Origin of the sequence: Paenibacillus violae, from assembly GCF_032461945.1 — a bacterium.
Classification (GTDB): Bacteria; Bacillota; Bacilli; order Paenibacillales; family NBRC-103111; genus Paenibacillus_E; species Paenibacillus_E violae.
This window is the reverse complement of record NZ_JAWCUD010000018.1, coordinates 60,087-85,501: the sequence shown is the minus strand read 5'-3', so window position 1 is coordinate 85,501 and position 25,415 is coordinate 60,087. Positions and strand designations below refer to the sequence as shown.

General features: G+C 45.5%; 19 protein-coding genes. 14 read left to right on the top strand and 5 right to left on the bottom strand.

The window, feature by feature from the left end; all coding sequences use genetic code 11:
- Positions 1–280 precede the first annotated feature (280 nt).
- Positions 281–1,330 carry a sulfite oxidase gene (locus tag RQP52_RS33865; RefSeq protein ID WP_315955927.1) on the top strand — a complete coding sequence of 350 codons (1,050 nt, stop codon included), beginning with the start codon at positions 281–283 and terminating at the stop codon, positions 1,328–1,330.
- Between the two features lie 316 nt (positions 1,331–1,646).
- Here the strand turns inward: RQP52_RS33865 and RQP52_RS33860 are convergent, their stop codons facing one another.
- Both RQP52_RS33860 and RQP52_RS33855 read right to left on the bottom strand, forming a co-directional pair.
- Positions 1,647–2,480, bottom strand: coding sequence for a YitT family protein (locus RQP52_RS33860; RefSeq protein ID WP_315955926.1), 834 nt, complete (start codon positions 2,478–2,480; stop codon positions 1,647–1,649).
- Positions 2,481–2,866: 386 nt separating this feature from the next.
- The gene (locus RQP52_RS33855; RefSeq protein WP_315955925.1) at positions 2,867–3,988 is read right to left on the bottom strand and encodes a PepSY-associated TM helix domain-containing protein; all 1,122 of its coding nucleotides are present in this window, start codon (positions 3,986–3,988) and stop codon (positions 2,867–2,869) included.
- Between the two features lie 300 nt (positions 3,989–4,288).
- On the opposite strand from RQP52_RS33855, the gene RQP52_RS33850 reads away from it, so the two are divergent.
- The 8 genes from RQP52_RS33850 to RQP52_RS33815 all read left to right on the top strand — a co-directional run bounded on the left by RQP52_RS33850 (position 4,289) and on the right by RQP52_RS33815 (position 12,788).
- On the top strand, positions 4,289–5,779 hold the full coding sequence (locus RQP52_RS33850) for an FTR1 family iron permease (protein ID WP_315955924.1): 1,491 nt from the start codon (positions 4,289–4,291) through the stop codon (positions 5,777–5,779).
- 18 nt (positions 5,780–5,797) lie between these two features.
- The gene (locus tag RQP52_RS33845) at positions 5,798–7,009 is read left to right on the top strand and encodes an EfeM/EfeO family lipoprotein (RefSeq protein ID WP_315955923.1); all 1,212 of its coding nucleotides are present in this window, start codon (positions 5,798–5,800) and stop codon (positions 7,007–7,009) included.
- Between the two features lie 24 nt (positions 7,010–7,033).
- Positions 7,034–8,308 carry an iron uptake transporter deferrochelatase/peroxidase subunit gene (gene efeB, locus RQP52_RS33840; protein WP_315955922.1) on the top strand — a complete coding sequence of 425 codons (1,275 nt, stop codon included), beginning with the start codon at positions 7,034–7,036 and terminating at the stop codon, positions 8,306–8,308.
- Between the two features lie 161 nt (positions 8,309–8,469).
- Positions 8,470–9,111, top strand: coding sequence for a DedA family protein (locus RQP52_RS33835; RefSeq protein WP_315955921.1), 642 nt, complete (start codon positions 8,470–8,472; stop codon positions 9,109–9,111).
- A 4-nt stretch (positions 9,112–9,115) separates the two neighbouring features.
- Positions 9,116–10,129, top strand: coding sequence for an alkaline phosphatase family protein (locus tag RQP52_RS33830; RefSeq protein WP_315955920.1), 1,014 nt, complete (start codon positions 9,116–9,118; stop codon positions 10,127–10,129).
- 165 nt (positions 10,130–10,294) lie between these two features.
- Positions 10,295–10,870: a class I SAM-dependent methyltransferase gene (locus RQP52_RS33825; protein WP_315955919.1), complete on the top strand. Its 576-nt coding sequence runs from the start codon at positions 10,295–10,297 to the stop codon at positions 10,868–10,870.
- 105 nt (positions 10,871–10,975) lie between these two features.
- The gene (locus tag RQP52_RS33820) at positions 10,976–11,677 is read left to right on the top strand and encodes a response regulator transcription factor (RefSeq protein ID WP_315955918.1); all 702 of its coding nucleotides are present in this window, start codon (positions 10,976–10,978) and stop codon (positions 11,675–11,677) included.
- Between the two features lie 112 nt (positions 11,678–11,789).
- Positions 11,790–12,788, top strand: a complete 999-nt coding sequence (locus RQP52_RS33815) for a HAMP domain-containing sensor histidine kinase (RefSeq protein WP_315955917.1) — start codon at positions 11,790–11,792, stop codon at positions 12,786–12,788.
- Between the two features lie 73 nt (positions 12,789–12,861).
- Here RQP52_RS33815 and RQP52_RS33810 read toward each other — a convergent pair whose 3' ends face one another.
- Both RQP52_RS33810 and RQP52_RS33805 read right to left on the bottom strand, forming a co-directional pair.
- Positions 12,862–13,599, bottom strand: coding sequence for a helix-turn-helix transcriptional regulator (locus RQP52_RS33810; RefSeq protein WP_315955916.1), 738 nt, complete (start codon positions 13,597–13,599; stop codon positions 12,862–12,864).
- A 56-nt stretch (positions 13,600–13,655) separates the two neighbouring features.
- Positions 13,656–13,820 carry a hypothetical protein gene (locus RQP52_RS33805; protein ID WP_315955915.1) on the bottom strand — a complete coding sequence of 55 codons (165 nt, stop codon included), beginning with the start codon at positions 13,818–13,820 and terminating at the stop codon, positions 13,656–13,658.
- 19 nt (positions 13,821–13,839) lie between these two features.
- Between RQP52_RS33805 and RQP52_RS33800 the strand changes: the two genes are divergently transcribed.
- The 5 genes from RQP52_RS33800 (at position 13,840) to RQP52_RS33780 (ending at position 24,374) form a co-directional block, all read left to right on the top strand.
- Positions 13,840–14,250 (top strand): hypothetical protein, encoded by a 411-nt coding sequence (locus RQP52_RS33800; RefSeq protein WP_315955914.1) that lies wholly within the window; start codon positions 13,840–13,842, stop codon positions 14,248–14,250.
- A gap of 171 nt (positions 14,251–14,421) precedes the next feature.
- Entirely contained in the window at positions 14,422–17,496 is a 3,075-nt protein-coding gene (locus tag RQP52_RS33795; protein WP_315955913.1) for a hybrid sensor histidine kinase/response regulator, read from the top strand.
- A gap of 8 nt (positions 17,497–17,504) precedes the next feature.
- Positions 17,505–18,662 carry a response regulator gene (locus RQP52_RS33790; protein WP_315955912.1) on the top strand — a complete coding sequence of 386 codons (1,158 nt, stop codon included), beginning with the start codon at positions 17,505–17,507 and terminating at the stop codon, positions 18,660–18,662.
- Between the two features lie 87 nt (positions 18,663–18,749).
- Positions 18,750–22,646 (top strand): beta strand repeat-containing protein, encoded by a 3,897-nt coding sequence (locus RQP52_RS33785; protein WP_315955911.1) that lies wholly within the window; start codon positions 18,750–18,752, stop codon positions 22,644–22,646.
- A gap of 99 nt (positions 22,647–22,745) precedes the next feature.
- Positions 22,746–24,374, top strand: a complete 1,629-nt coding sequence (locus RQP52_RS33780; protein ID WP_315955910.1) for an S-layer homology domain-containing protein — start codon at positions 22,746–22,748, stop codon at positions 24,372–24,374.
- An 87-nt stretch (positions 24,375–24,461) separates the two neighbouring features.
- On the opposite strand, the gene RQP52_RS33775 is transcribed toward RQP52_RS33780, so the two are convergent.
- Positions 24,462–25,328: a helix-turn-helix transcriptional regulator gene (locus tag RQP52_RS33775; protein WP_315955909.1), complete on the bottom strand. Its 867-nt coding sequence runs from the start codon at positions 25,326–25,328 to the stop codon at positions 24,462–24,464.
- Positions 25,329–25,415: the final 87 nt, after the last annotated feature.

Genomic DNA, 25,415 nt, shown 5'->3' with positions numbered 1-25,415 from the left:
ATAGTAGAGCGTCCTCCTGGATGATGGAATTAAAGGGCTTTTGACCCGTTGCGTACTTCCATCGTACCGAGGCGCTCGTTTTTTTACAAAGCTGAAATTTATCCATCTACAGGAATCTAACGGGACACGATAGTTGAATGACTAAGCTGCCGGCAGTTCGGAAGCTTCACTACGTTAACGGGCAGAATAGTTTGACCATCAAACAATTATGGCCATCCAAGAATGGATGGATCCAGAATTTCATAAAATAGGGAATCCTTGCTTAGGAAAGGAGCCTTAAATGAATCTGTATGACCCCAAGCGAATTCCTCGCTCTATTATTCCTGAGAATCAGGAATTTCCAATGTTATCTCTTTCAAGCTGGGTTACACCAGAAAACAAGTATTATATCCGCAATCATTTCCCTTATCCTGTATTGTTATTAAATGATTGGGCGCTTAAAATAGAGGGACTTGTTCAAAAGCCAATTCTCCTGAATTATCAAGCGTTATTTCAATTTCCTCAAATCATATTGCCAGTTACTATGGAATGTTCAGGAAACAAAAGAGCGTATTTCCAACCTAAAGCCAAAGGGGTTCAATGGGAACAGGGGGCTGTCAGCCATGCGCTCTGGACTGGAGTGCCTCTTCGAACTCTTTTACAGGTAGCTGGAATAATGCCTAATGTTCGGGAAGTCATATTTGAAGGAATGGATACAGGTGAACGAGTAGACCTCCCAGGCACTTTCCGATTTGCCCGAAGCCTTCCTGTAGAAAAAGCTATGCATCCCGATACTCTGATTGCTCTCTGTATGAACGGAAAACCTATTCCCTACAAACATGGACACCCAGCAAGATTAATCGTTCCGAATTGGTACGGTATGGCTTCTGTCAAATGGCTTTACCGTATAGTGGCTACAGATCAAGTTTTTAAAGGTCCCTTTCAAAGAAATGATTATGTAGTATACCGTTCGGAGACAGATTCTCAGCGCAGACCAGTTACTTTAATGAAGGTGAATTCCGTAATATCCCAGCCCACGGATCAAACTGTTTTAAGACGAGGAAAGCATTTCATTACAGGTACAGCATGGTCAGGTCAGGGATCTGTTAAAATGGTTGAGATCAGTCTTGATCATGGAGGATCATGGAACTTAGTGAACTGGCTTGATTCAGAGGAAAAGTACAGCTGGAGAAGGTGGGGATGGGATTGGAATGTACCTGTACCTGGAACCTACCTTATTATGGTAAAGGCGACTGATGACAAGGGTAATATCCAGCCCCTTCAAGCGGAATGGAATGTGATGGGATATGAAAACAACTCAATTTCTCAAATTCAGGTATATATAGAGTGAACAGTATAAGGAATCATTGAACTAACGAAGAACGATAGTTCAGCAAGTCTTCTGACTTGTAACTATATTTAATTTGTCAGAAGTATTTCACATCTAATTCGTTACTCAAACAAATTACCCCAAAATCCATTTCAAAACTTTATTTGTCATTTTATTCTCATTGAGAAGGCCAGCAAATCCTTATACTTGCTGGCTTTCTTCATTTCAAGACCAATTTGTAATTTTAACAGTTGGTTGACAAGTAAGTTTTGAAATGACAAATAAATTTTTGAAACGCCGAATGAACTTTGGACTACTCAATCTACAAACAGAATTTTTAGGGATTCTGAATGTCGACAAAACCTTTACCAAACACATCCTGCACATTTTGAACTGTCATGAAAGCTTCGTGATCTGCGGATTTTACGATGTTCTTCAGCAGGGCAACCTCCTGTTTCTTGACTATAATATAGAGAATATTCATGGAAGTCTTCGTATAATAACCATGACCGCTTAAGACCGTAACACCTCGATCCATAAGAGTGTTTACTTGTTGAGCTATCTGGTCTTGTTTTTTGGAAATAATCGTTATAGATTTCGTTGGGTTCAATCCTTCTATCACGAACTCCATCACTTTGGTAGCTACGAAAAGCATAATAATGGTGAACATCAGTCTTTCGGGGCCAATGATAAAGTAAGAGGACATTGCTACAAGAACATCGCACAACAACAACGCAAAACTGATATTCCAGTCCCAGAACTTGTTCATGGCTATAATAACAGTGCCAGCAGTCGTACCTCCTACCCTAACAATAAGTCCGATGCCAAATCCAACCATAGCTCCTCCGAAAATGGAACTCACAATTAAATCGTTTGAAGCAATATGCCAACCCTGGGTCAGATGAAGAAACAATGAATGGAGAGAAACGGCAACGATTGTATATAATACAGTCTTTCTTGTTAACAAACGGCATCCAATTGCCAACAGTAACAGATTAATAATTAAACTTGTCCAACCTGGAGACCATTCCATCAAATAATATAAAATGATAGTAATGCCAACCACACCACCCTCGCCCAACTCGTGAGGGATGACAAACACATTAATGCCCAACGCAAAAGCTAGTGCACCAACTGTTATAATTAACAAATCTATGAATGTTCTTTTCACTTCTATAGCCTTCTTTCTCGCTATGGTACTAAGCAATGACGCAAGCCTGCCGTGTCATTTCATGCTATTGTTACATTTAAACACGGCCTTCATAACTTCTCAAGGAGTTATACTACCATGCTACCATGCTAACAATTTAACAGATTAAAGACAGACTTCACTGAAAGCTTTAGACGTATACAATCTCAGCTGGCTCTCCACCAGGCAGAGATCGCGGGAACTTAGAAGATGTTGATAGGACGGTAAAGACTCCTGGTGATTTAACTTCGAGGACGCTAGTACTCTTTCAAATAGAGAAAATATTCTTTAAAGAGCAAGGTATTTTTTCAAAAATAAAAGCACCGCGTTAAAGCTTTTCGCGGTGCTCTTTACTATGTATTTTTTTGTTACGCGGCAATAGCTTCATTAGTTTTTTTCTTCGCATTTCTTCTGCGGGTACGTGCTTTTAACTGCCACATGATGATTCCAGTGAACATTAATAGGAGAGGCGTCATTCCAAATACAAAGTAGATAAGCTTGGCAGTCTCCCCACCCCAAGTAGCAAAATGAAGTCCTTTTCTCCATGTGTTGTAAAGGTTAATGGCGAGATTTGGATTTGTTTTATACAAAATATCTCCCGTGGAAGCATCCATGTAAACCGTGCTATTGTTACTGCGTGATGCACCAAACCCTTCTTTCAAACCAACCTGAATGGATTGCCCGGGCTTGAGTGGAAGCTGAATTTTTGTCAATGTACTTTCCGGGTAAGACTTCTCAACCAGACTAACAACATTCTCAATGCCGATCATTGGTTGGTCTTTGCTTTTTGACTGTAAAGCTGAGGCAGGTATAGTATCCTTTGCAGTAAAGCCAAACCATACAGGAATTGATTTCTCATAGGCGTTAACGACACCTGTTAGCGTGATGATCAATAACACAGGAATAGAAATGATTCCAACGAGTTTATGTAGGCTCATATTATAGGCTAGTTTACCCCGATTTCGTATGAAACGAAAACCAAACGCCCATTTTCGAAGGCCTGGCCACCATAAATATATACCTGTCAGAAGGATTAGTAGCAATCCTATACCTAGAAATCCGACGAAGTAAGCGGCTTGCTGCTTGCCTATTACATCTGTTAGTAAAAAGTAGCGGTGCAAGTTATAAATAGTCGCGAATGGTTCACGACGTTCTTGCTGTACTTTTCCAAAGACTTTACCCGTGCCAGGGTCCGCATAGACTAATCCGGCATCTTTGCCACCTTCCTTGATAAGATGGATGTGATAGAAACCATCTTGAGCAGGCCATTCAATTCGATCCGATTTCAAAATAGGGTTCATCGCGTCTGCCTGCTGCTGAATGACTTTAACTCCAACATCTCCGGGTGTTGGTTGTTGGCCGATAGGATGAAGGAACCGTTCAACGTCGGGTTCGATCATTAAAAGGCTGCCACTTGTACAGGTAACTACAACAAAGATTCCAAGAATTAAACTGAGAAACAAATGAATGGTTAAAACAATTTTTCGCAAAGAGTATCCCTCCGGTATGGTTGTATAATGCCAATGTATTACTGAGAATCATTTTTAGGATATTGCAAATGATATTCATTATCACTTGCGATGTCAACAGCATTTTGAAAACGGGGCTAAGAATTTGTTTGATGTTTATATGTAAGCGATTACAAATATATGTATAATATTTCAAGCGGGTGATTGTGAAAATTGCAATTGACAGATCCAGTAAGGAGAGTAGAATAGACTGAGTAATCGATAATGATAATCAATGTTAATGAAATTTGTTTAAAAAACTATTATTAGGTGTGGTGATATATGCGCAAAGTTTTGATAATTAGTTGGATAGCTCTTCTTTTGATGTGGATTGTTCCGATTTCAGCGAGTGCAAGCGGGGAAGATGATCTGAAAAAGGCCGATGTGGACATCCAACAAGCTATTCAATTAGCCCAGAGCGGCAAGGTAGAGGATGCATCTAAGCTATTCGACAAGTTTCAAGTAAACTGGCTTACGATAGAGGAAGGCATTAAAGTAACTTCACTAGCCGCTTATCAAAAGATCGAGCAAGCCATGGGAGAGGTTTCATTTGCCACTTTGAAACAGCCCATTGATCAAGCCAAGCTTACAGATACATTGAAAGTGCTTCATGAATTAAATACAAGCTTCATATCCGGGAAGCTGGATGTTTTCGGGCAAGTAGCACAAAGCACGGAGAAGGTTACGATTGCCTCCTTGGTTACTTTGCTTGAAACAACGCAGGAGCAACTGAAACAAAGCGATTTTGAGGGAGCCAAAGCCAATATTGAGAAACTTCGGAGTTCTTGGCTTGACATCGAAAGTATTGTCTTAACACAGTCTTCGGCGGTATATGCCTTAATGGAAAGAGACATGGTTACAACTTATGCATTGCTGAGTGCAGAACCCGTTAAATCCAAAGAAGCCGCGATGACAGTCGAGCGCATGCATGAAGCTCTTGGACCATTAGCAGGTAAAACAAGCTATACCATGCTTGATGCCACGACCATTTTGTTAAGAGAAGGATTGGAAGCCCTTCTTGTCATTATTGCTTTGCTAGGCTTTCTGACCAAGTCAGGCCATGCAGATAAGAAGCGCTGGATCTGGTATGGTGTAGGCGGAGGACTATTCGTTAGTATTGTGCTAGGCATTATCGTTCAACAATTATTTTCCACAAGTGCTTTTGGTAACAACAACTTCCTAATTGCAGGTTGTACCGGGATATTTGCAGCACTTATGTTGGCTTATATGAGCTATTGGCTTCACAGTAAATCTAATATCTCAAATTGGCAGCAGTACATACGTAATCAAAGCGTAAAAGCATTAGCTACAGGCAGCCTTTTTTCACTAAGTTTGTTAGCTTTTCTAGCCGTTTTCCGCGAAGGGACCGAAACTGCCCTATTCATGATTGGCATGGCATCTTCGATCTCGATAACCTCTTTACTAGGCGGTATTTTAATCGGGGTTGGCATATTGATTGTTGTTGCTTTCTTGATCTTGAAGATCGGAATGAAGGTGCCGATGCGTCCATTCTTCCTAATTTCAAGTGTGTTCGTTTTTTATCTTTGCTTTAAATTTGCAGGCATGGGGGTACATGGCTTGCAGTTGGCAGGTTACTTACCTGCGACAACAGCATCTTGGTTACCGAGTTGGGAGTTCCTTGCTTTGTATCCAACGCTTGAAAGTGCAATTCCTCAGTTTGTTCTTCTTATCTGTGCTCTTATTGCGGTTCTAACGGATGCACGTAAAACGATGAAACTCAGAAAAACATCTTTGATTATAAAAGAAAACTAACATTTGGAGGTTTATCCTATGAATAAACGTAAACAATTAATCATTTTAACAGCTGCTATTGCACTTGTAGCAGTAGGGTGCAGCAAGGCGCCAACGGCTCCTGCAGCAACAACTGGCGCAACTCCTGTGGCAAGCCCTACACCAAATGTAACAAAAGTGCCAGCGAAAGAAGGCGCAGCAGCTTTTCTAAAGACAATCGATGGTTTGAAAGGACAGTTAGATAAAAAGGAGTTGACTGATCCTAAAAAGGTATCTTCTTCGCTGGTTGTTGACTGGGCTACCTTTGAAGATGAGGTTAAACTGAAATATCCTGAACTGTATGTAAAAGTTGAGAAATTTTTAGCACCATTAGAAGCAGGATTAACACAAGATAAGCTCGACTTTGCGATTCTGGGCCAGCTAAATGACGGTTTAAAAGGTGCATTAACAGAGCTGAGCACTTCCTTAAACGAGAATAAAGGTGCAGTAAACGACGCGGCGATTTCAGGTTCACAAGCTCTGCAAGAAGCCACGAAAGCTTATAATAAATACGTACAAGACCAAGGTAATCAAATGGTCTCGCTTTTGGAACAGTTAAACGCTGCTGTGAAAAGCGGTGATTTGAAAAAAGCGCAGGAAGCCTATGTTGCAGCACGGATGCCGTATGAAAGAATTGAGCCTGTAATTGAAAAATTCAAAGAGCTTGATGGTGTGATGGATGCGCGCGTTGACGACTTTAAAGATGAAAAAGATCCTGAATTTACAGGTTACCATCGTATAGAGAACTTATTATTTGTTCAAAAAGCAGTAAAAGACGCTGAACCTTTCGCTGCGAGATTGCTAGAAGACGGTAAGAAGATGCAACAAAGTATTGCTGCAACTAACATCGAAGCAACAGATTTTGTTACTGGTGTTGGTGAGCTGATGGAAGAAGCGCAGACCTCGAAGATTACGGGGGAAGAAGAGCGTTGGAGCGGTGCAACAGTACCTGTAATTAGAGCGAATGTAGAAGGCGCTCAGCAAATCTACGATCTTGTAAAAATCGAATTAAAGAAGAAAGATGCTGCGCTTGATGATAAAATTAGTAAAAGCTTATCAAGTGTTATTGAAGCTATGAATACCTTGTCTCCAGTGGGAACGACATGGAATGATTTTGCTAAAATTGAGCAATCGAAACAGATAGATTTGAAAAATAAATTGGAAGCATTAGCAGAACCACTTGTGAAAATGCCTGGAACACTAGGACAATAATCAATAAAGGAGTATGACATCGCTATGGGAGACAAAATAAATCGTCGTACATTTCTAGGGATGACTGCCGCAGGTGCTGCTGGATTGATTCTAGGAGATTTTATTGGCAAGGAGCAGCAACATGAACTTGGCACTCCTGTAACAAAACAAGAGGCAGCTGCTGATGGAAAGGCTGAAACGCTTCCTTTTTACGGTACCCATCAGGCCGGTGTCATAACTCCGCAGCAAAACTTTGCAAATGTTGCAGCTTTCGATATAACCATAGATGATCGACAGCAGTTACAGCAATTATTCAAGACTTGGACGGAAATGGCAGCCACCTTAATGGAGGGTAAACCGCTAGCAGCCGAACCGCAAGACGGCAAGTTTCCTCCAATAGACACTGGGGAGCAAATCGGACTGTCTACAGGTAAGCTGACTCTGACCTTTGCTGTTGGTAGTACTCTTTTTGAAAAAGAGGGAAAAGATCGTTTCGGACTCCGCTCACGCAAGCCTCAAGGTCTCACAGAGATGCCAATTTTTCACAAAGATTCTCTGCAGGATCAGCTGACACACGGGGATATTGTCGTTCAAGCTTGTTCCGACGATCCTATGATATGCTTCCATGCCATTCGAAATTTGGCTAAAGCGGCGCGAGGCGTAGCACATTTGAGATGGCAGCAAACAGGTCAGTTAGGCATTAAATCGGATGGTACGAAACGTAATTTGTTCGGTTTCAAAGACGGTACGAACAATCCCGCTCTGAATGATGAAGCTTTTATGAAAAATAACGTTTGGATTGAAAGTGCTGACGGAACCCCATGGCTTGAAGGCGGAACTTATATGGTCGTCCGACGCATTAATATGCGAATAGAGACATGGGATCAGCAACCATTTTCCAATCAGGAAGAAATTATTGGTCGTCAGAAAGTTTCTGGCGCTCCGATGGACGGTAAAAACGAATTTGATCAACCCAATTTCGCATCAGATTCTAAAGGTGATACTACGGCATTAGATTCCCATATTCGACTCTCCAATCCAAGAGATGGTGAGAAATCCGAACGTGAACGAATTCTTCGTAGGGGATATAACTTTATGGAGAATCTAGATAGTGTGGGAAGAATGAACGCAGGTCTCTTATTTGTATGTTTTAATAGAAATTTACAAACTCAATTTGAGTCCATTCAAAAGCGTTTAACAAACCCTAAAATGCCAGATCAGATGTTATCTTATACGACGACTACGGGTGGAGGATACTTTGCGGTACTTCCGGGTGTAGTAAGTAAAGACAACTATTTGGGTCAGAATTTATTTAGTTAAATAACTTATGAGAAAAACGAGAGACACATGTCTTTCGTTTTTTTATTTTATATCGGTAAATGAAAAGTTCTCATTTAATTCTCATTTTTTATTGTTAAAGTAGGAAACGAGCTTTATTAGAGGTACCTTACTGCAAATTTGCCCGAAAATATACGATTGAGGTGACTTTATTGCATCAGTTAATTGAATGGATTTCAAATAATGCTATAGGATTAATCACGAGTTACGGAGTATTGGGAATCTTTATTGGGATGTTGTTGGAGAGTGCATGTATTCCCATCCCAAGTGAAGTTATCATGCTTTTTGGAGGCTTTTTCATTCAAGAAGGTGCTTTTAATTATTTTGAGGTTGTTAGCGCTGGTGTATTAGGCAATTTAGTAGGATCTATCCTTATTTATTGGGTAGGAGCAACTGGGGCAAGAACATTGATAGAGAAATACGGTAAATACGTATGGATTCAAGCTGAACATATCAAAAAAGCTGAGCACTGGTTTAACCGATATGGTGAATACGCGGCTTTTTTCGGAAGAAATTTGCCCATCATTCGCACATTTATATCTTTACCTGCAGGTATTGCAAAAATGAATTTCTCACGCTTTGTTCTCTTTACATTTCTCGGATGTTTGCCTTGGAATTTGGTGTTAACCTATCTTGGTTATAAACTGGGAGAAAACTGGAATCGTGTCGAGCCCTACATACGACCGTTCAGCTATGGGATAGCGCTTATACTTGTAGTGCTTCTTTGTAGACACGTTTATAAATTAGTTCGAAATCATAAACGAAATTTTGGGACAGGACAATAAGTGTATGAAAGCATCTGTTGCGGTCATTTCTATTTTTATTTTGGTACTGACAGCTTGCACCAATATGGATCAAAGTCAACAAGTGATAATGAAGCCGACTCCAAGCGCTACTTCCATCGTTTCACAATCAAGTGCTCCAATTAGCTCAAGCCATCCACTTCAATCAGAGAAGGTCACTTCTAGCCAAACTCCTGCACCGACCAGTTCGGCAGCAACAGTTCCTGAGCAACAAAAGGTTACAATCCCGCCTGATGAAGGGACAAGACCTGATCATGTCGTCATTGTTGTAGAAGAAAATCACTCATATGAGACATTAATTGGGAATCGAGCTGCTCCCTACATCAATGCATTGACCAAGCAAGGTGCGTTTTTTACACATTCCTATGCCGTGGCGCACCCGAGTCAGCCCAATTATTTTGTTCTGTTCTCTGGCTCTGATCAGGGCGTTAAAGACGACTCTTGCGGACATTTGCTTAAAACTCCAAATTTGGCGAGCGAGCTGGTACAAGCCGGCTTTTCCTTTTCTGGATATTCGGAAGATTTACCTGGGATTGGTTCTACGGCTTGTACCAATCATCAATACGGTCGAAAACATAGCCCTTGGGGAAGTTTCTCTAATGTTGCGAAAGAAAGTAACTTACCGTTCTCTCAATTTCCAACTGATTATAGCAAACTCCCTACAGTTTCTTTCGTCATACCGAATTTGGATAATGATATGCACGATGGAACGATTCTATCCGCAGATAATTGGCTGAAAACCCACATCGGCCCTTATGTCACTTGGGCACAAAGCCATAACAGCTTGCTTATACTTACATGGGATGAGGATGATTCTTCGAAAGATAATCATATCCCGACGATCTTTGTTGGAGCGATGGTCAAACCTGTAACTTACGATCAGAAAATAACGCATTTAAATGTTTTGCGAACAGTAGAAGATTTATATCATCTGCCATATATGGGGGCTACCGCGGATGCATCTGCCATTCAAGGTATATGGAGGAACAAGCTCAAATAACATGAAACAAGGCTATCCCCAATAAGTCAGGAAATGACTAGGGGAAATCGAAAAGTGAATTCCCTTCCAACTTTCTTCAGAAATTCTTTATCTTTTTCTTAGCTCATTCTGCAGAATTTTTCGTTACGATAGTTGCAACGTACGGAATGAGAGGAGAGTTATTTCATGATTAGAGCCATGCAGGAGCAGCTTTTGTTTCTATATAAATTCATGCATGCACCGAGGCAGATCGGCAGCGTCGCCCCGAGCTCCGTGTTTTTAGCCAAAAAAATGCTCGAACCAGTTCAATGGAGTCAGGTAAGGAGCGTAGCTGAACTCGGGGTTGGCACTGGCGCCATTACCAGACATCTGGCACAAGTTCTGCATAAAGAGGCAAATGTTCTATTGTTCGAAAAAGACCAACAGATGCGAAGTCAATTGTCCGAGCGTTTTCGGCACTTCGCTTGCTATGCCGATGCATGTAACATGCAGCATGCCTTACAGAAAGAAGGAATCGATGAGCTAGATTGCATCTTGAGCGGTCTTCCGTTTTTTAATTTTTCGCCGGCTCTGCGCGAGCAATTAATGTGCCAGATCGAAACGACGTTGAAACCGGGTGGCTTATTCATCGCCTTCCAGTATTCGCAGCAGATGCGTAAGCAGCTCAGTCAGCGATTTGAAATCGAGCGAGTTCATTTTATTCCTCTCAACGTCCCTCCCGCTTTCGTATACGTCTGCCGTAAAAGGGGAGTATCTCGATAACAATATTTGCGTTTTTCGGAGACGTTTTTCCGGAAATATGGTAGCTTTGCAATAGGGCATTAGGCGGCGGCTGGTCGAAAGATAAAAATCGGGGAGTGATTGAATTTGACAATCAGCGTTCTTGTCGCAGACGACGATCCGGAAATTCGCGACGTCATTCGTATTTACCTGCAAAATGAAGGTTACTGCGTTTTTGAAACGGAGGACGGCGTTCAAACACTCGAGCAGCTGCGCCGTGAATCGATCGATTTAATCATTCTGGACGTTATGATGCCGAACATGGATGGAATCAGAGCTTGCTTCAAGATTAGAGAGATGACGAAAATTCCGATCATTATGCTCTCAGCCAAAAGTGAGGATATCGACAAAATAACGGGGCTTACGACCGGGGCGGACGATTACGTGGCCAAACCGTTCAATCCGCTAGAGTTAATCGCAAGAGTGAAGGCGCAGTTGCGCAGACAAACATTCACCGGCGCCGCTGATCATCAGGTCAAAGCTTCCGATGGCAGCGTAGTTGAAATCGACGAGCTGGTCATTAACAAAACCAAACATCTCGTGACGGTACGCGGCCAAGAGGTGCCTCTTACGCCAATCGAATTCTCCATTCTGGAGCTGCTTGCCGGTCATCGCGGGCAAGTGTTTAAAGTAGAGCAAATTTATAGAAACGTTTGGAAGGAAGATAAATTTTTGTCCGACAATACGGTAATGGTCCACGTGCGCAACATTCGAGAGAAGATTGAAGACAATCCGCGTGAGCCGCGATTTATCAAAACGGTTTGGGGAGTGGGTTATAAAGTTGAATAGAGACTTCTTTTCCCTCTTAAACTGGAAAAAAAGTATTAGGCTGCGCTTGCTCGGATCGCTTCTCTTTAGCCTTATCGTCGCTTTTATGGGATCGTCCCTCATCAATAGCCTTTTGAAATTTATTTTTCCGCAGATTATTGCACGGAAGACTGAAGGCGCAACTGTGGACTTTGTTGGCGTGGCCTTTATTTTCCTCGCGTTTCTGTTTTTCTTTTTGCTCATATTTTTCTTCCTGATGCGTCCTATCGTCAAAAAAGTGAGAACTCTTGCCGATGGACTCATGGCGATCGCAAAGGGGGATCTCAATTATCGGGTGCCCCTGCCGGGGCAAGACGAGCTGGGGGAAGTCGCTCAGAACATCAATTACATGGCCGAGCAGCTTCAAAACATGATGAAGAGAGAACGTCAGATCGAGACATCCAAAATGGAGCTGATCACGCACGTATCCCATGATTTGCGCACGCCTTTGACGAGCATCATCGGCTATTTGAACCTGCTCAAAAATGACCACTACAACGATCTCGAGGAACACAAGAGGTATATCCATAACGCTTTTAACAAGACCCAGCAAATGAAAAAGTTAATCGATGATCTGTTCGAGTATACTCGTCTTACCAGCGGCGATACAAGTCTTACCTTACAGAAGATCGATCTCAACAACCTCCTAGAGCAAATCATCATCGAGTTCGAGCCGATCGCGCAAGAGCTCTCTCTAACGGTCAAGAAGGATTGGGAACATCAATCTCTATTTGCTCATGTAGATGTTGAAAAGCTGGTGCGGGCGATCGATAATCTGCTCATGAATGCACTCAAGTTTTCCTTGAAGCCGGGCGAAATTACGGTTCGGCTTGCCCAACATGGCCAATCTATCTTGTTAGCAGTTGAAAATTGGGGAAACCCGATTACCAAGGAGCAGGAGAAGCTTTTGTTTGAGCGTTTTTATAAGGCAGAGCCCTCCAGAAGCGATCGAGACGTGCCTTCAGGAGCAGGACTCGGTTTATCGATTGCGAACTATATCGTCGAGCTGCACGGAGGGAAATTCGGACTTAAGCATGCAAACGGGCATTTCACCTTTTTTATTGAACTGCTGAAAACGGCTGAAGCGAAATAGCGTGCACTCATTGAGTGCACGCCAATTTATGTAGAAACAATTTATTATTCGTATGAAGTCCTAGTACCCCCATCTATTCTTTCCGCACCTGTCGCTGAATGCGATACTCCGTCGGAGATATACCTTCCAGATTTCTGAATGTTCGGATGAACGAGTTACGGTTGTTAAAGCCGATCTCTTCCAATATTTTCTGGATTGGCTTTGTTGTATGCTGCAGCATCTCCTTGGCTTTCGCGATTCGCAGCTCCTGCAGATATTTCTGAAACGTCATTCCTAGTTCTTTTTTCAACAATTTGGACATGTACTTGGGTGAGGTGTTGTATTTGTCGGCGAGCATGTCCAGACTAATGTCTTCGTAATAATATTCATCAATATACTGCTTAAATAACTTAAAATTAAATACTGGCTGACTAGGGGTACATGCCTCTAGAACACTATCGTAAAATGAAACGATGAAATCTGCCATATCCCCGATCGAGTGAGTACTGATGGACATGACGAACTCGCTGTAGTTCTTGAAGATGGATTCGTCCATCGTTTTATCAAGCTGCTTCAACGCTTGTGTGCCGATCAGATACAGATGCATATACAGCTGTCTACTGCTCATATCGGTCATGGCGCTGTTCATATTGGCAGTAATAATTGTCTTCAGCAGTTGCTGCAAATCCTCTTGCTTGTTGGAGAGCAGCAGGTTAAAGAGCTTGTTTTCATCTGTTTTACTTAGCAAATATCCAGACTCGTCCTGATTGTTCTCATTATAAATGCTGATCCTTTTAGTATCGAATGGGGATACCCGCCAGAGCGCCTTCATTGCCTCGACCGGCTCAAGCCGTCAAGCATGTGATGGCAGATCAAGTGCTCGCGATGTCAAGGAAAGAGGCGCTGATCGCGAAGGAAGCCATTGAGAAGGCGGGCATTATTTTTGCCCTCGACATGTCTCTCAAGCGTTGGCCGATTCATCTCGCCGCCAAGCAAGTGCTGGAGTCCGGCAGGATCGGATCGGTCACCAGTTTGAGGGTGCGCAACGCCCACTCGGGGGCGCTGGGAGGGCTTGGCCAGCAATGGCCGCCTCGCAGCCAGCATCTTCGAATTCGAAAACGGCACGATCGCCATCTGCGATACGAGCCATGTCGCCAATAATTCGCCGTTCTCTATGGAGATGTACGGCACAATGGGCAGCTTCCGTGCAAACGGTTTGAATGGGGTTCATCACAAGCTGCTGAAGCAGGAAGACGTGACGGTGCATTTGTTTACCCAAGAACAGCAGACGCACCCGAATCCAATGAGGTTACTTCCGCCTGTGCCGGGGGAGTCATCCATTCATCGCTGGATCAAGGCTATGGATGGCGATATGGAACTTGCTCTGAACGGAACACAGGAAGGCATCGCACTTGCTATCATACTTGAAGGTTTGTATCTATCAGCACGCACAGGAACCAAAGTATACTTTGATGAAATTTGATTATTTCGCCGAAGTTAAGTTCCTCGCTGAAAGGCGTTCACCCAAATGGGGGAACGCTTTTTTATCGTGATCAAGCGCTGCTCGTCAAACAGTATCTCGATTTTCAAAGGAATTTGTAAATTTTTGTCGAATACTCATCTATTATACTATTTGACAAAAAAGGCGAAGCGGATGCTTAAAAAGGGCAAGATCACTATAACGATTATTTGTATCATTTTAGGTTTTGTTGGGTTATTCATTAAATATGGGGCTACCCCGAATTATCCCGAGGCAGTAAAAGGCGAATTGGATTTAACCAAATGGGATTTTGCCAATAACGGGTCCACCCGCTTGGACGGGGAATGGGAGTACTATCGAAATCAGTTGCTCACCCCGGACGATTTCGATCCGCTAAGACATAACGGCAAACGGCCGGAGATGACAGGGTTCGTTCACGTACCAGACAGCTGGGAGAAGTATGCGGTCGGGGGCTTGAACGGGTCTTCGAATGGATATGCGACATTCCGGCTGCATGTTAATTTGCAGGGCGCCTCCGGACAGATCTACGGAATCAGGCAGATAAACATTAAAACAGCTCACAAGCTGTTCGTAAACGGCAGGGAGATCGGTTCCGGGGGACTTCCAGGGACGAACAGGCAGGCGACGATTTCCGTCAATACGCCATACGTTCATTTTTTGCAAATTGACGGAAACAATGCGGATATCATCGTCCAAGTAGCTAATTTTCAGTACTTCCAGGGAGGAATCACCCATCCTATTTATTTAGGGTATCAAGGAGACATTCTGTCCATGCGGGAGTTTGCTGTGGTGGAGGATTTATTAGCCACATCCTGCTTTTTGTTAATCGGCGCTTATTTCATTGTTCTTTTCTTGATGAGAGGACGAGAGCGTTCTTGGCTCTATTTTGGTCTGTGCTGTATAGCGGTCTGCGTATATTTGGCGACTCACGGCGAGAAAATTGCAGCGATGTTTGCGCCGGGGATTTCTTTTGAATTGTTTTTGAAAATACAAACAATCTCCGGTGCAGCATCCGAATTATTTCTCCTGCTATACGCCATGCAATCTTTTCCGGGACTATTTAAGAAAGTCGTCATGAAAGGGTTCGGATTGACTCTCGCAGTGAGATTGCTGCTTATTCTGCTTACACCCGCACCGGTCTTCAGTAAACTTAACAGCGTGGGACTGGTACTGGCATTTGTTGAGATCCTCTACGTCGCCTATGTGATGTCTGCCGGCATGATGCGACGGAGAGAAGGCTCGTTGTTGATGTTGATCGGCGCATTGTCGCTTCTGATCATTGAAGTCGCTTCCGCATTGGACATTTTGGGGATTTTATCCGTCCTGTCCATTCAGACTGCCGCTTGGATAAGTTTTGCCGTTGCCCAAGGGTTATTTTTGTCAAAACAGTTTGTGAATACGTTCAAGAAAGTGGAGACTCTTTCAGAACGGCTGCGATATATGGACCGATTGAAGGACGAATTTCTTGCCAATACATCCCATGAAATGAAAACGCCACTTCACGCCATCATCAATATTGCCGGGTCGCTGCTTGAAGGCGCGGCAGGTCCAATGTCGCCGCATCAGAAGACGAATGTAGCCATGATCAAAGATACCGGCAGGAGGATGGCCAACCTGTTAGGCGATCTGCTTGATTTCTCCAAATTAAAGAATGGAGAGCTTGTTTTGAAGCGGAAAGCAGTAGCTTTACAACCGATCGTTCGCCTTATTTTTGAGATGTTTCGCCATATGGCGGGGGACAAACCGGTGCAATTCGTTGATTTTCTGGACGATCGTCACTATGTTTATGTGGATGAAGACAGGCTCGTCCAAATTTTGAACAATTTGGTCGGTAATGCGCTTAAGTTTACGGATTCAGGTCAGATTGCCGTATCAGCGCGGGAGAATGATGGTTGGCTTGTGATTTCCGTTTCGGATACCGGCATCGGCATTCCGCAAGACAAGCTGGAAGTCGTCTTCGAATCGTTTGAGCAGGCTGGGAAGGCGGTTGCGATGGAGTACGGCGGAATGGGGCTCGGACTCAGCGTTACCAAACGATTGGTGGAATTGCACGGAGGAAGCATTTGGGTGGAATCGGAACAGGGGACAGGGGCCGTATTTACCTTTACAATGCCATCCGCAAATCGGGAAGACGAGAAACGGACCGAAGCGGGAATGAATTTGACGAACGCTTGGCAGGAGTTGGCTGCGCCCCAAATGACGTCTTCGAGTAATGTTCGATTGGATGGGGAAGGCATCTATACGATCCTGATTGCCGATGACGATGCTGCCAATCGGCAGGTGCTGCTCAATCTTTTGTCCGTCGAGAAATATTCAGTCATTGCCGTTTCCAGTGGCATGGATGCGATACGTGAAATTGAGATGAACCGGCGTATCGATTTGGCGATTATCGATCTGATGATGCCTGGCATGTCAGGCTACGAAGTGTGCCGGCATATTCGCAAACGATACTCGTTGTCGGAACTCCCGGTGTTGCTGTTAACTGCTAGAAATCGTCCGGAGGACATTGTGACAGCTTTCGACTCAGGTGCGAACGACTTTCTCGGCAAACCGATCGAGGCGGGCGAATTAAAGGCTCGCATCCGGACACTGCTTGAATTGAAAAAATCGGTTAGCGATTTAATTCATAGCGAGATGGCTTTTTTGCAGGCCCAAATTAAGCCCCACTTCTTGTTTAACACGCTCAATACGGTGATTTCAGTAAGTCATACAGACGTAAGCAAAGCTCAGGATTTACTTGTTGAATTGAGCTTGTACTTGAGAAGCAGCTTCGATTTCCACAACCGGGAACAACTCGTCTCGATCCACAAAGAGCTTGAACTCGTAGAGTCGTATCTGTTCATCGAAAAAGCCCGCTTTGGTCAGCAACTGCAAGTGATCTATGACATCGATGAGGACATTCGCTGCCGCATTCCTCCGCTCATTATTCAGCCAATTGTGGAAAATGCCATTCGGCACGGCGTGATGAAGCGGCCAGAAGGGGGAGTCGTGCGAATTTCCGTGAAAGCGGACCAAGACTGTCTTGTTATTGTTGTATCGGATAATGGACCGGGAATTCCAGATGAAACGAAAGCGTCTTTGTTAAAAGGAAAAAACGGGACGAGAGGAGTTGGGCTCGCCAATATCGAAGGGCGCTTAAGGACACTCTACGGAACGGCTTTAAAGATCGATAGTGTGTCAGGAGAAGGTACGCAAGTTATGATTCGCATTCCGAATTCGATTGGGTGAGGTGACTTATGCTGCGCGCAATATTAATCGACGATGAGCAGCCCGCGCTGGATTTGCTTAAAAAATTGTTGATGACGATCGGAAACATCGAGATTGTCGGAACGTTTACGAAACCGGGCGAAGCAATCCATAGGTTATTGCAGGAGCGCGTGGATGTTGTGTTTTTGGATATTGAAATGCCTGGCTTGAACGGGATCGAAGCAGCCGAACATATCATGGCGATTGACCCAGGAATCGATGTGGTATTTGTGACGGCCTATAATCATTATGCCGTCGAAGCTTTTGAGCTGAATGCCATCGATTACGTGCTGAAACCAACCACAGTTGAACGATTAAGGAAAACTACCACGCGGATCATGTCAGCTGGTAAGCAAGAAAAATTCAACAATGCGGGGCAAACAAGCAAATCCACGTTTATCTGTTTTGGCCGCTTTGAATGGATACGTGATGAGAACGCGGAAGCCGTGTCTCCCGTAAAATGGAGAACATCCAAGGAACGCGAACTGATGGCGTATCTCGTTCATCACCGGAATACGTTTGTTACGAAAGAAAAAATTCTGGAGGATATTTGGCCCAATGCAAATTTGGAGCAAGTTACCGCATTTTTGCATACATGTATCTATAGCATTAGGAAAAAGATAGCGAGCGCCGGCGACAACTATAAGTTGGAGTTTCATAACAACTGCTATCGTTTGGAGATACGTGGTGTTGAATGTGATGCGGCTGGATTTGAGCGGGTTACCGGTGGTGAAATGGTCATAACTCCAGATTCTATCGGGGAATTCGAGAAGATAGCAAACCTTTACAAAGGCAATTATATGGAGGAAGATGGTTTTGCTTGGGCGCAGGAAGCGCAGGAGAAATATAAAAGCGATTATATTGAGTTAATGAGACGAATGTCGGATTACTATTTATCTGTCAAAGAGTTCCGTGCGGCGGTACAATGTTTGCAAAGCGCCCTTCGCCATAACCCTTATCTTGACGATGTCAATGAAAGAGTATTGCTGGTATACGCGAAGTCGGGGGACCGATTGTCCATGATGAGGCATTATGAACGCTTTACGAAGTTATTGCAAGAAGAACTGGGAACCCTTCCATTAAAATCCACGGTTCGATTATTTTCCGAGCTGTACAGCGGCAACGCCGACGATGAGTCGAAGGCGTAAGCCGTTTTTTTTTGCTCAGAATTTGCTTAGAACGATGTGATAAGGTTAAACGAGCTAAGCATGAAATTTGGGGAAGGAAGATGAAAGTTGTCGAATAAAGGAAAAACGGCAAGAAAATTGAATGCGAATTTCTCTGCTTGGAAGCAAATGGCTTATAAAATCATTCGACTGAAATTATCATTATTGTTGCTGTTTAGCACATTTATGTGGATCAATCCTGGGAAAGATGCACATGCAGAACCAACTACGAGTTCTCTTGATAACTGGTACATTCGATCCACGGGACAAACTATGGTTGGCGTCACCTATGGCAACGGCATATATGTGGCGGTAGGTACAAGTGGAACGATAGTGACCTCCAGTGACGGAGTGAGCTGGGTGACTCGCACGTCGGGCACCACGAATACGCTTGATAGCGTCACCTACGGCAACGGCATTTTTATGGCTGTAGGGGTAAGTGGAACGATATTGACCTCCAGTGATGGAGTGAGCTGGACGAGCCAAACGTCGGGCACCTCGTATGAGCTTCGTAGAGTCACCTATGCCAACAGCACTTTTATGGTTGTGGGGTATGGGGGAACGATATTGACTTCCAGTGACGGAATGAATTGGACGAGCCGCACGTCGGGCACCGCGAATGTTCTTTTTGGCGTCACCTACGGTAACGGCACCTATGTGGTGGTGGGGACAAGTGGAATGATACTGGCCTCCAGTGACGGCGGAGTGAGTTGGACGCCCCGCACGTCGAACACCCCGTATCCTCTTTATACCGTTACCTACGACAACGGCACGTATGTGGCGGTTGGGGCGAGTGGAACGATCTTGACTTCCAGCAACGGAGTGAGCTGGGCGCCACGCACGTCGAACACCGCAAATGGACTTAATGGCGTGACCTACGGCAACGGTACGTATGTGGCGGTGGGCTTAAATGGAACGATATTGACTTCCAGTGACGGTGGAGCGAGTTGGGTAACCCGTACGTCGGGCATCACGATTCATCTTTCTGGCGTCAGCTACGTCAACGGCATGTATATGGCAGTGGGAGCAAGTGGAAGGATCTTAACCTCCAGTGATGGATCGAGTTGGACGAGCTCCCTGTATGGTGTAACCTTGAATCCTATTTACAGCGTCATCTACGCCAACGGCAAGTATTTGGCGGTGGACTATAATGGAGTCATATTGACCTCGAGTGACGGAGCGAGCTGGACGAGCCGCACGTCGGGCACTACGTTTCCTCTGTACGGCGTCACCTTCGACAACGGCAAGTATGTAGCGGTGGGGTATGGTGGTAGAATCTATACCTCCAGTGACGGAACGAACTGGACGAGCCAAACGTCGGGCACCGGGAATCATCTTTATGGCGTCACCTACGCCAACAGTAAATATGTTGCAGTGGGGGCAAGTGGAACGATCTTAACCTCCAGTGACGGAGTGATTTGGACAAACACTGCGTCGGGCATTCCGAATGATCTATGGAACATTACCTACGGCAATGACACCTATGTGGCGGTGGGTGCAAATGGAACGATCCTTACCTCCATGGACGGAATGAGTTGGACGAGCCAAACGTCGGGCACCACGAATATTCTTTACGGCATCAGTTACGGCAATGGTAAGTATGTGACGGTGGGTGCAGGTGGAACGATCATAACCTCCAGTGACGGAGCGAGCTGGATGAGCCAAACGTCGAGCACTTCGAATGAGCTTCGTGGCGTCGGCTACGGCAACGGTACGTACGTGGCGGTTGGAGCAAGCGGAACGCTCTTGACCTCCAGTGACGGAACGAGCTGGGCGAGTCACGCGTCGGGCACCTCGAGTGTTCTATATAGTGTCAACTACGCTAATCGCACGTATGTGATGGTAGGGTACTCTGGCACGATTTTGCAATCGTCAATCGTAGATGCGCTGACCAACGCGGCAACGCCGGGCATTGATACGCAGCCAACGGGCGCAGCGGTCAATGAAGGAGATAGCAGCCCGACTTTGAGTGTAGCAGCTAGCGTGAGTGACGGCGGATTGCTGACGTACCAGTGGTACAGCAATACGACGAACAGCACGAGCGGCGGCACAGCGATCAGCAGTGCAACAAGCCCAACCTATGCCGCACCGACGGCAACTTCAGGCACGACCTACTACTATGTGGTCGTGACCAACACGAACAACAACGCGAGCGGCAAGAAGACGGCAACGGCAACGAGCAGCATCGCTGTGGTCACGGTGAATGCACTGACCAACGCGGCAACGCCGGGCATGGATACGCAGCCAACGGGCGCAGCGGTCAATGAAGGAGATAGCAGCCCGACTTTGAGTGTAGCAGCTAGCGTGAGTGACGGCGGATTGCTGACGTACCAGTGGTACAGCAATACGACGAACAGCACGAGCGGCGGCACAGCGATCAGCAGTGCAACAAGCCCAACCTATGCCGCACCGACGGCAACGGTTGGTACGACCTACTACTATGTGGTCGTGACCAACACGAACAACAGCGTGAGCGGCACGAAGACGGCAACGGCAACGAGCAGCATTGCTGCGGTCACGGTGAATGCGCTGACCAATGCGGCAACGCCGGGCATGGATACGCAGCCAACGGGCGCAGCGGTCAATGAAGGAGATAGCAGCCCGACTTTGAGTGTAGCAGCTAGCGTAAGCGACGGCGGATTGCTGAGCTACCAGTGGTACAGCAATACGACGAACAGCACGAGCGGCGGCACAGCGATTAGCAGTGCAACAAGCCCAACCTATGCCGCATCGACGGCGATGGTAGGTACGACCTACTACTATGTGGTCGTGACCAACACGAACAACAGCGTGAGCGGCACGAAGACGGCAACGGCAACGAGCAGCATCGCTGCGGTCACGGTGAATGCGCTGACCAATGCGGCAACGCCGGGCATGGATACGCAGCCAACGGGCGCAACGGTCAATGAAGGAGATAGCAGCTTGAGTTTGAGCGTAGCAGCCAGCGTAAGCGACGGCGGATTGCTGAGCTACCAGTGGTACAGCAATACGACGAACAGCACGAGCGGCGGCACAGCGATCAGCAGTGCAACAAGCCCAACGTATGCCGCATCGACGGCAACGGTAGGTACGACCTACTACTATGTGGTTGTGACCAACACGAACAGCAGCGTGAGCGGCACGAAGACGGCAACGGCAACGAGCAGCGTCGCTGCGATCACGGTGAATGCGTTGACCAATGCGGCAACGCCGGGCATGGATACGCAGCCAACGGGCGCAGCGGTCAATGAAGGAGATAGCAGCCCGACTTTGAGTGTAGCAGCTAGCGTAAGCGACGGCGGATTGCTGAGCTACCAGTGGTACAGCAATACGACGAACAGCACGAGCGGCGGCACAGCGATCAGCAGTGCAACAAGCCCAATCTATGCCGCACCGACGGCAACGCCAGGCACGACGTACTACTATGTGGTTGTGACCAATACGAACAGTAGCGTGAGCGGCACGAAGACCTCAACGGTAACGAGTAACATCGTAGCGGTCACGGTGAGCATTGCACCTACTTATACGATTGCTCCTATAACAAATCAAACGTTAACTGAACTTACTCAAGGTTACGCTTCGGGTACCCAAGAGACAAAAACCATTAATATAACAAATACCGGAACGAGCGATTTATCGAATTTGTCGGCAGCGATTAGCGGCGAACATGCTAGTAATTTTGTGATTACCCAACCAAGTTCGACATTAGTGAGCGGAGCGGCCGCAACAAGCTTTACGGTTAAAGCAATAGACGGGTTGCCAACCGGCAGATATACCGCAACGGTAACGTTATCGGCAACACATATGACGGATGTGACGTTTACCGTAACACAAACTGTCAACTTGCTGAACTCTCCTGCGAGTCCGCAAAATCTCATAGCTACCGGAGGAGACCGTAATATTACACTAAATTGGAGCACGGTAACGGGAGCAACGTATTACAACATTTATATGACGACTGCTTCAAATGAATTTGGTGACGCTTAAATTGCTACCGTTACTTCTTCTACCTATCATGTACAAAACTTGTTAAACGGCACGACTTATTACTTTACAGTGAAAGCAGGTAACTCTGGAGGCTTGAGTGTGGAATCCAATCAAGCCAACGCCACTCCGGCAACGGTTCCGGCAGCACCAACGAATGTTTCGGCAGTAGTTGGAAATGGAACAGCGACCATTACTTTTACGGCTCCAACCGACAATGGAGGAAGTGCGATTACGGGGTATGAAGTAACAGCTTCATCAGGGAATATAACCGTAACAGGCCCATCAAGCCCGATTATCATTACGGGTTTGGTGAATGGAACGAGCTATACGTTTACGGTGAAAGCGATCAGTGATGTAGGAAAAAGTGTACCTTCTGCAGAGTCGAATGCGGTCATTCCGCAAACTTCATCCCGTGATGATAGGGATAGCAATACGCCATTTGCGCCTAACACTCCAACGACACCGGAGAACAAGATAACTAATGTGGATATACTTGTCAACGGTAAAGTGGAGAACGCGGGAACTGCAACAACGATCCAGCGAAACGGCCAATCCATAACAACGGTGGTTGTCGATCAGAAAAAGCTGGAGGACAAGCTCGTATCGGAAGGTCAGCATGCAGTGGTTGCGATTTCAGTAAACCATAAATCCGATGTGGTCATTGGCGAGCTGAACGGCCAGATGGTGAAAAACATGGAGGACATGCAAGCTGATCTTAAGATTATTACTGATCGCGCTACCTATACAATTCCAGCGCAACAAATCAATATTAACACCATATCCGAACAAGTCGGCAAGTCGGTAGCCTTGCAAGATATCAAGGTGCAAATTGAAATTGCCGTACCAACAATAGATACAGTGAAAGTTGTTGAGAACGCGGCAGCCAAAGGAACGTTCACGCTTGTTGTACCGCCGCTTAACTTTACAGTTAGAGGTACCTACGGAGATAGGAGCATCGAAGTATCGAAGTTCAATGCTTACATAGAACGAACTATTGCGCTTTCAAATGATGTTGATTCCAGCAAGATTACTACAGGTGTTGTTCTTGAGACAGACGGAACCGTTCGTCATGTACCAACCAAGATTGTTGTAATTGATGGCAAATATTACGCCCAAATCAACAGCTTAACGAATAGCACGTATGCTATCGTCTGGCATCCGTTCGAATTTAATGATGTGGCGGATCATTGGGCTAAACAAGCTGTGGGCGATATGGGCTCGCGGATGGTCATCGATGGTACTGGCAATGGTATGTTTAGTCCAGACCGGGAGATTACCCGCGCTGAGTTTGCAGCCATCATTGTTCGTGGATTGGGACTCAAACTGGAGCATGGAACAACAGAATTCTCGGATGTGAAATTGACGGATTGGTATAGCAGTGTTGTCACTACTGCTTATGCGTACCACTTGATAGGCGGCTTTGAAGACGGCACTTTCCGTCCAATGGACCGGATTACGCGGGAACAGGCCATGGTTATCCTCTCCAAAGCGATGACGATCACTAGATTGAATGCCGAGCTATCAATTCAATCAACAGATGTAATCCTTCGGGACTTTGGAGATATGTCAGAAGTATCCCCATGGGCGCTGAACAGCGTTGCGGACAATGTGCAGGCTGGCCTTGTAGCAGGAAGAAGCGGTAATGAGCTTGCACCAAAGGATTACATGACTAGGGCTGAGGTTGCTGCAATCATCCAGAGATTATTGCAAAAATCTGGGCTGATTTAGTAGAAGCGTTGTACAAAAAAACACGAGCCAAACTGGCATTGTGTTTTTTTGTGCTGTAATCAATACCGTCAATCAGGATGAAGGAAACTAACCGCCGGACTTTGCTGTGTTTTCGCGCACTTTACTCGGAGACACTGCGTAATATTTGCTAAACGCCCGGCTGAAAGAATATAAATCGGGATAACCGAGCGTCATGGCGATTTCCGAGACCGAATGCCGCGTTTGCTGCAGAAGTTGAAGGGCTCTCTCCATGCGGAGCTTTTGCAAATATTGGATAGGCGTCATCCCGATCTGTTCGGCGAATATTTTGGAGAAGTAAGCCCGATGAACCGAAATATACGCAGCGACGTCTTGCACGTTAATATTTTCGGTGTAATGCATATTCATATACTCTATGCTTCGAGGAATCCAGCCAGCAGGACCTGCATCTGGTTCTTCGGTGTTTTTTTGCGGGATCATAAGTCCGAATATGCGGTAGATTGCCGTAATCAAATCGACTTGTCGCCGACTGCTGTTATCTTCCTGTTGACTGAATAGATGGATGAGCGATGTTTCGAGTTCTTTCCCGATCATACCCAAGATATAAGGGGCAGAGGGATGGAAGCCGGCTTTCTCGAGCAGCAGCGGCGTTTGCCCGCCATCGATGGAAACCCAAATCATTTCCAAGGGCTGGCCGGACGGAACAATGAAATGGTGGTAGACGACACCCGGATATGCGCAAAAAACATCGCCTTTGGTTAGCTCAATGTGCTGATCTCCATAACGATGACGAACCTTTCCGTTTATAACAAAATGCAATGCGTAATAGTCGATCATCCGCTGCGGGAAGCGATAATCTGGCCCTGCTTTGAGGCGCCCCATCCGGACTGGCCATAAGCCTCCGTTCAAGGCTAGTTCGTCTACAACATAATTGCGTGATTCTTCATATTCGTCAGGATGCTGCCGCTTGCTCATGTCTTCGTCCCCACTTCCTGAATTCAGCCTGTTGACAGTAGGGTCAAGTATAACATTGACCTTACAAAATGCCAAACTGGAATTGCG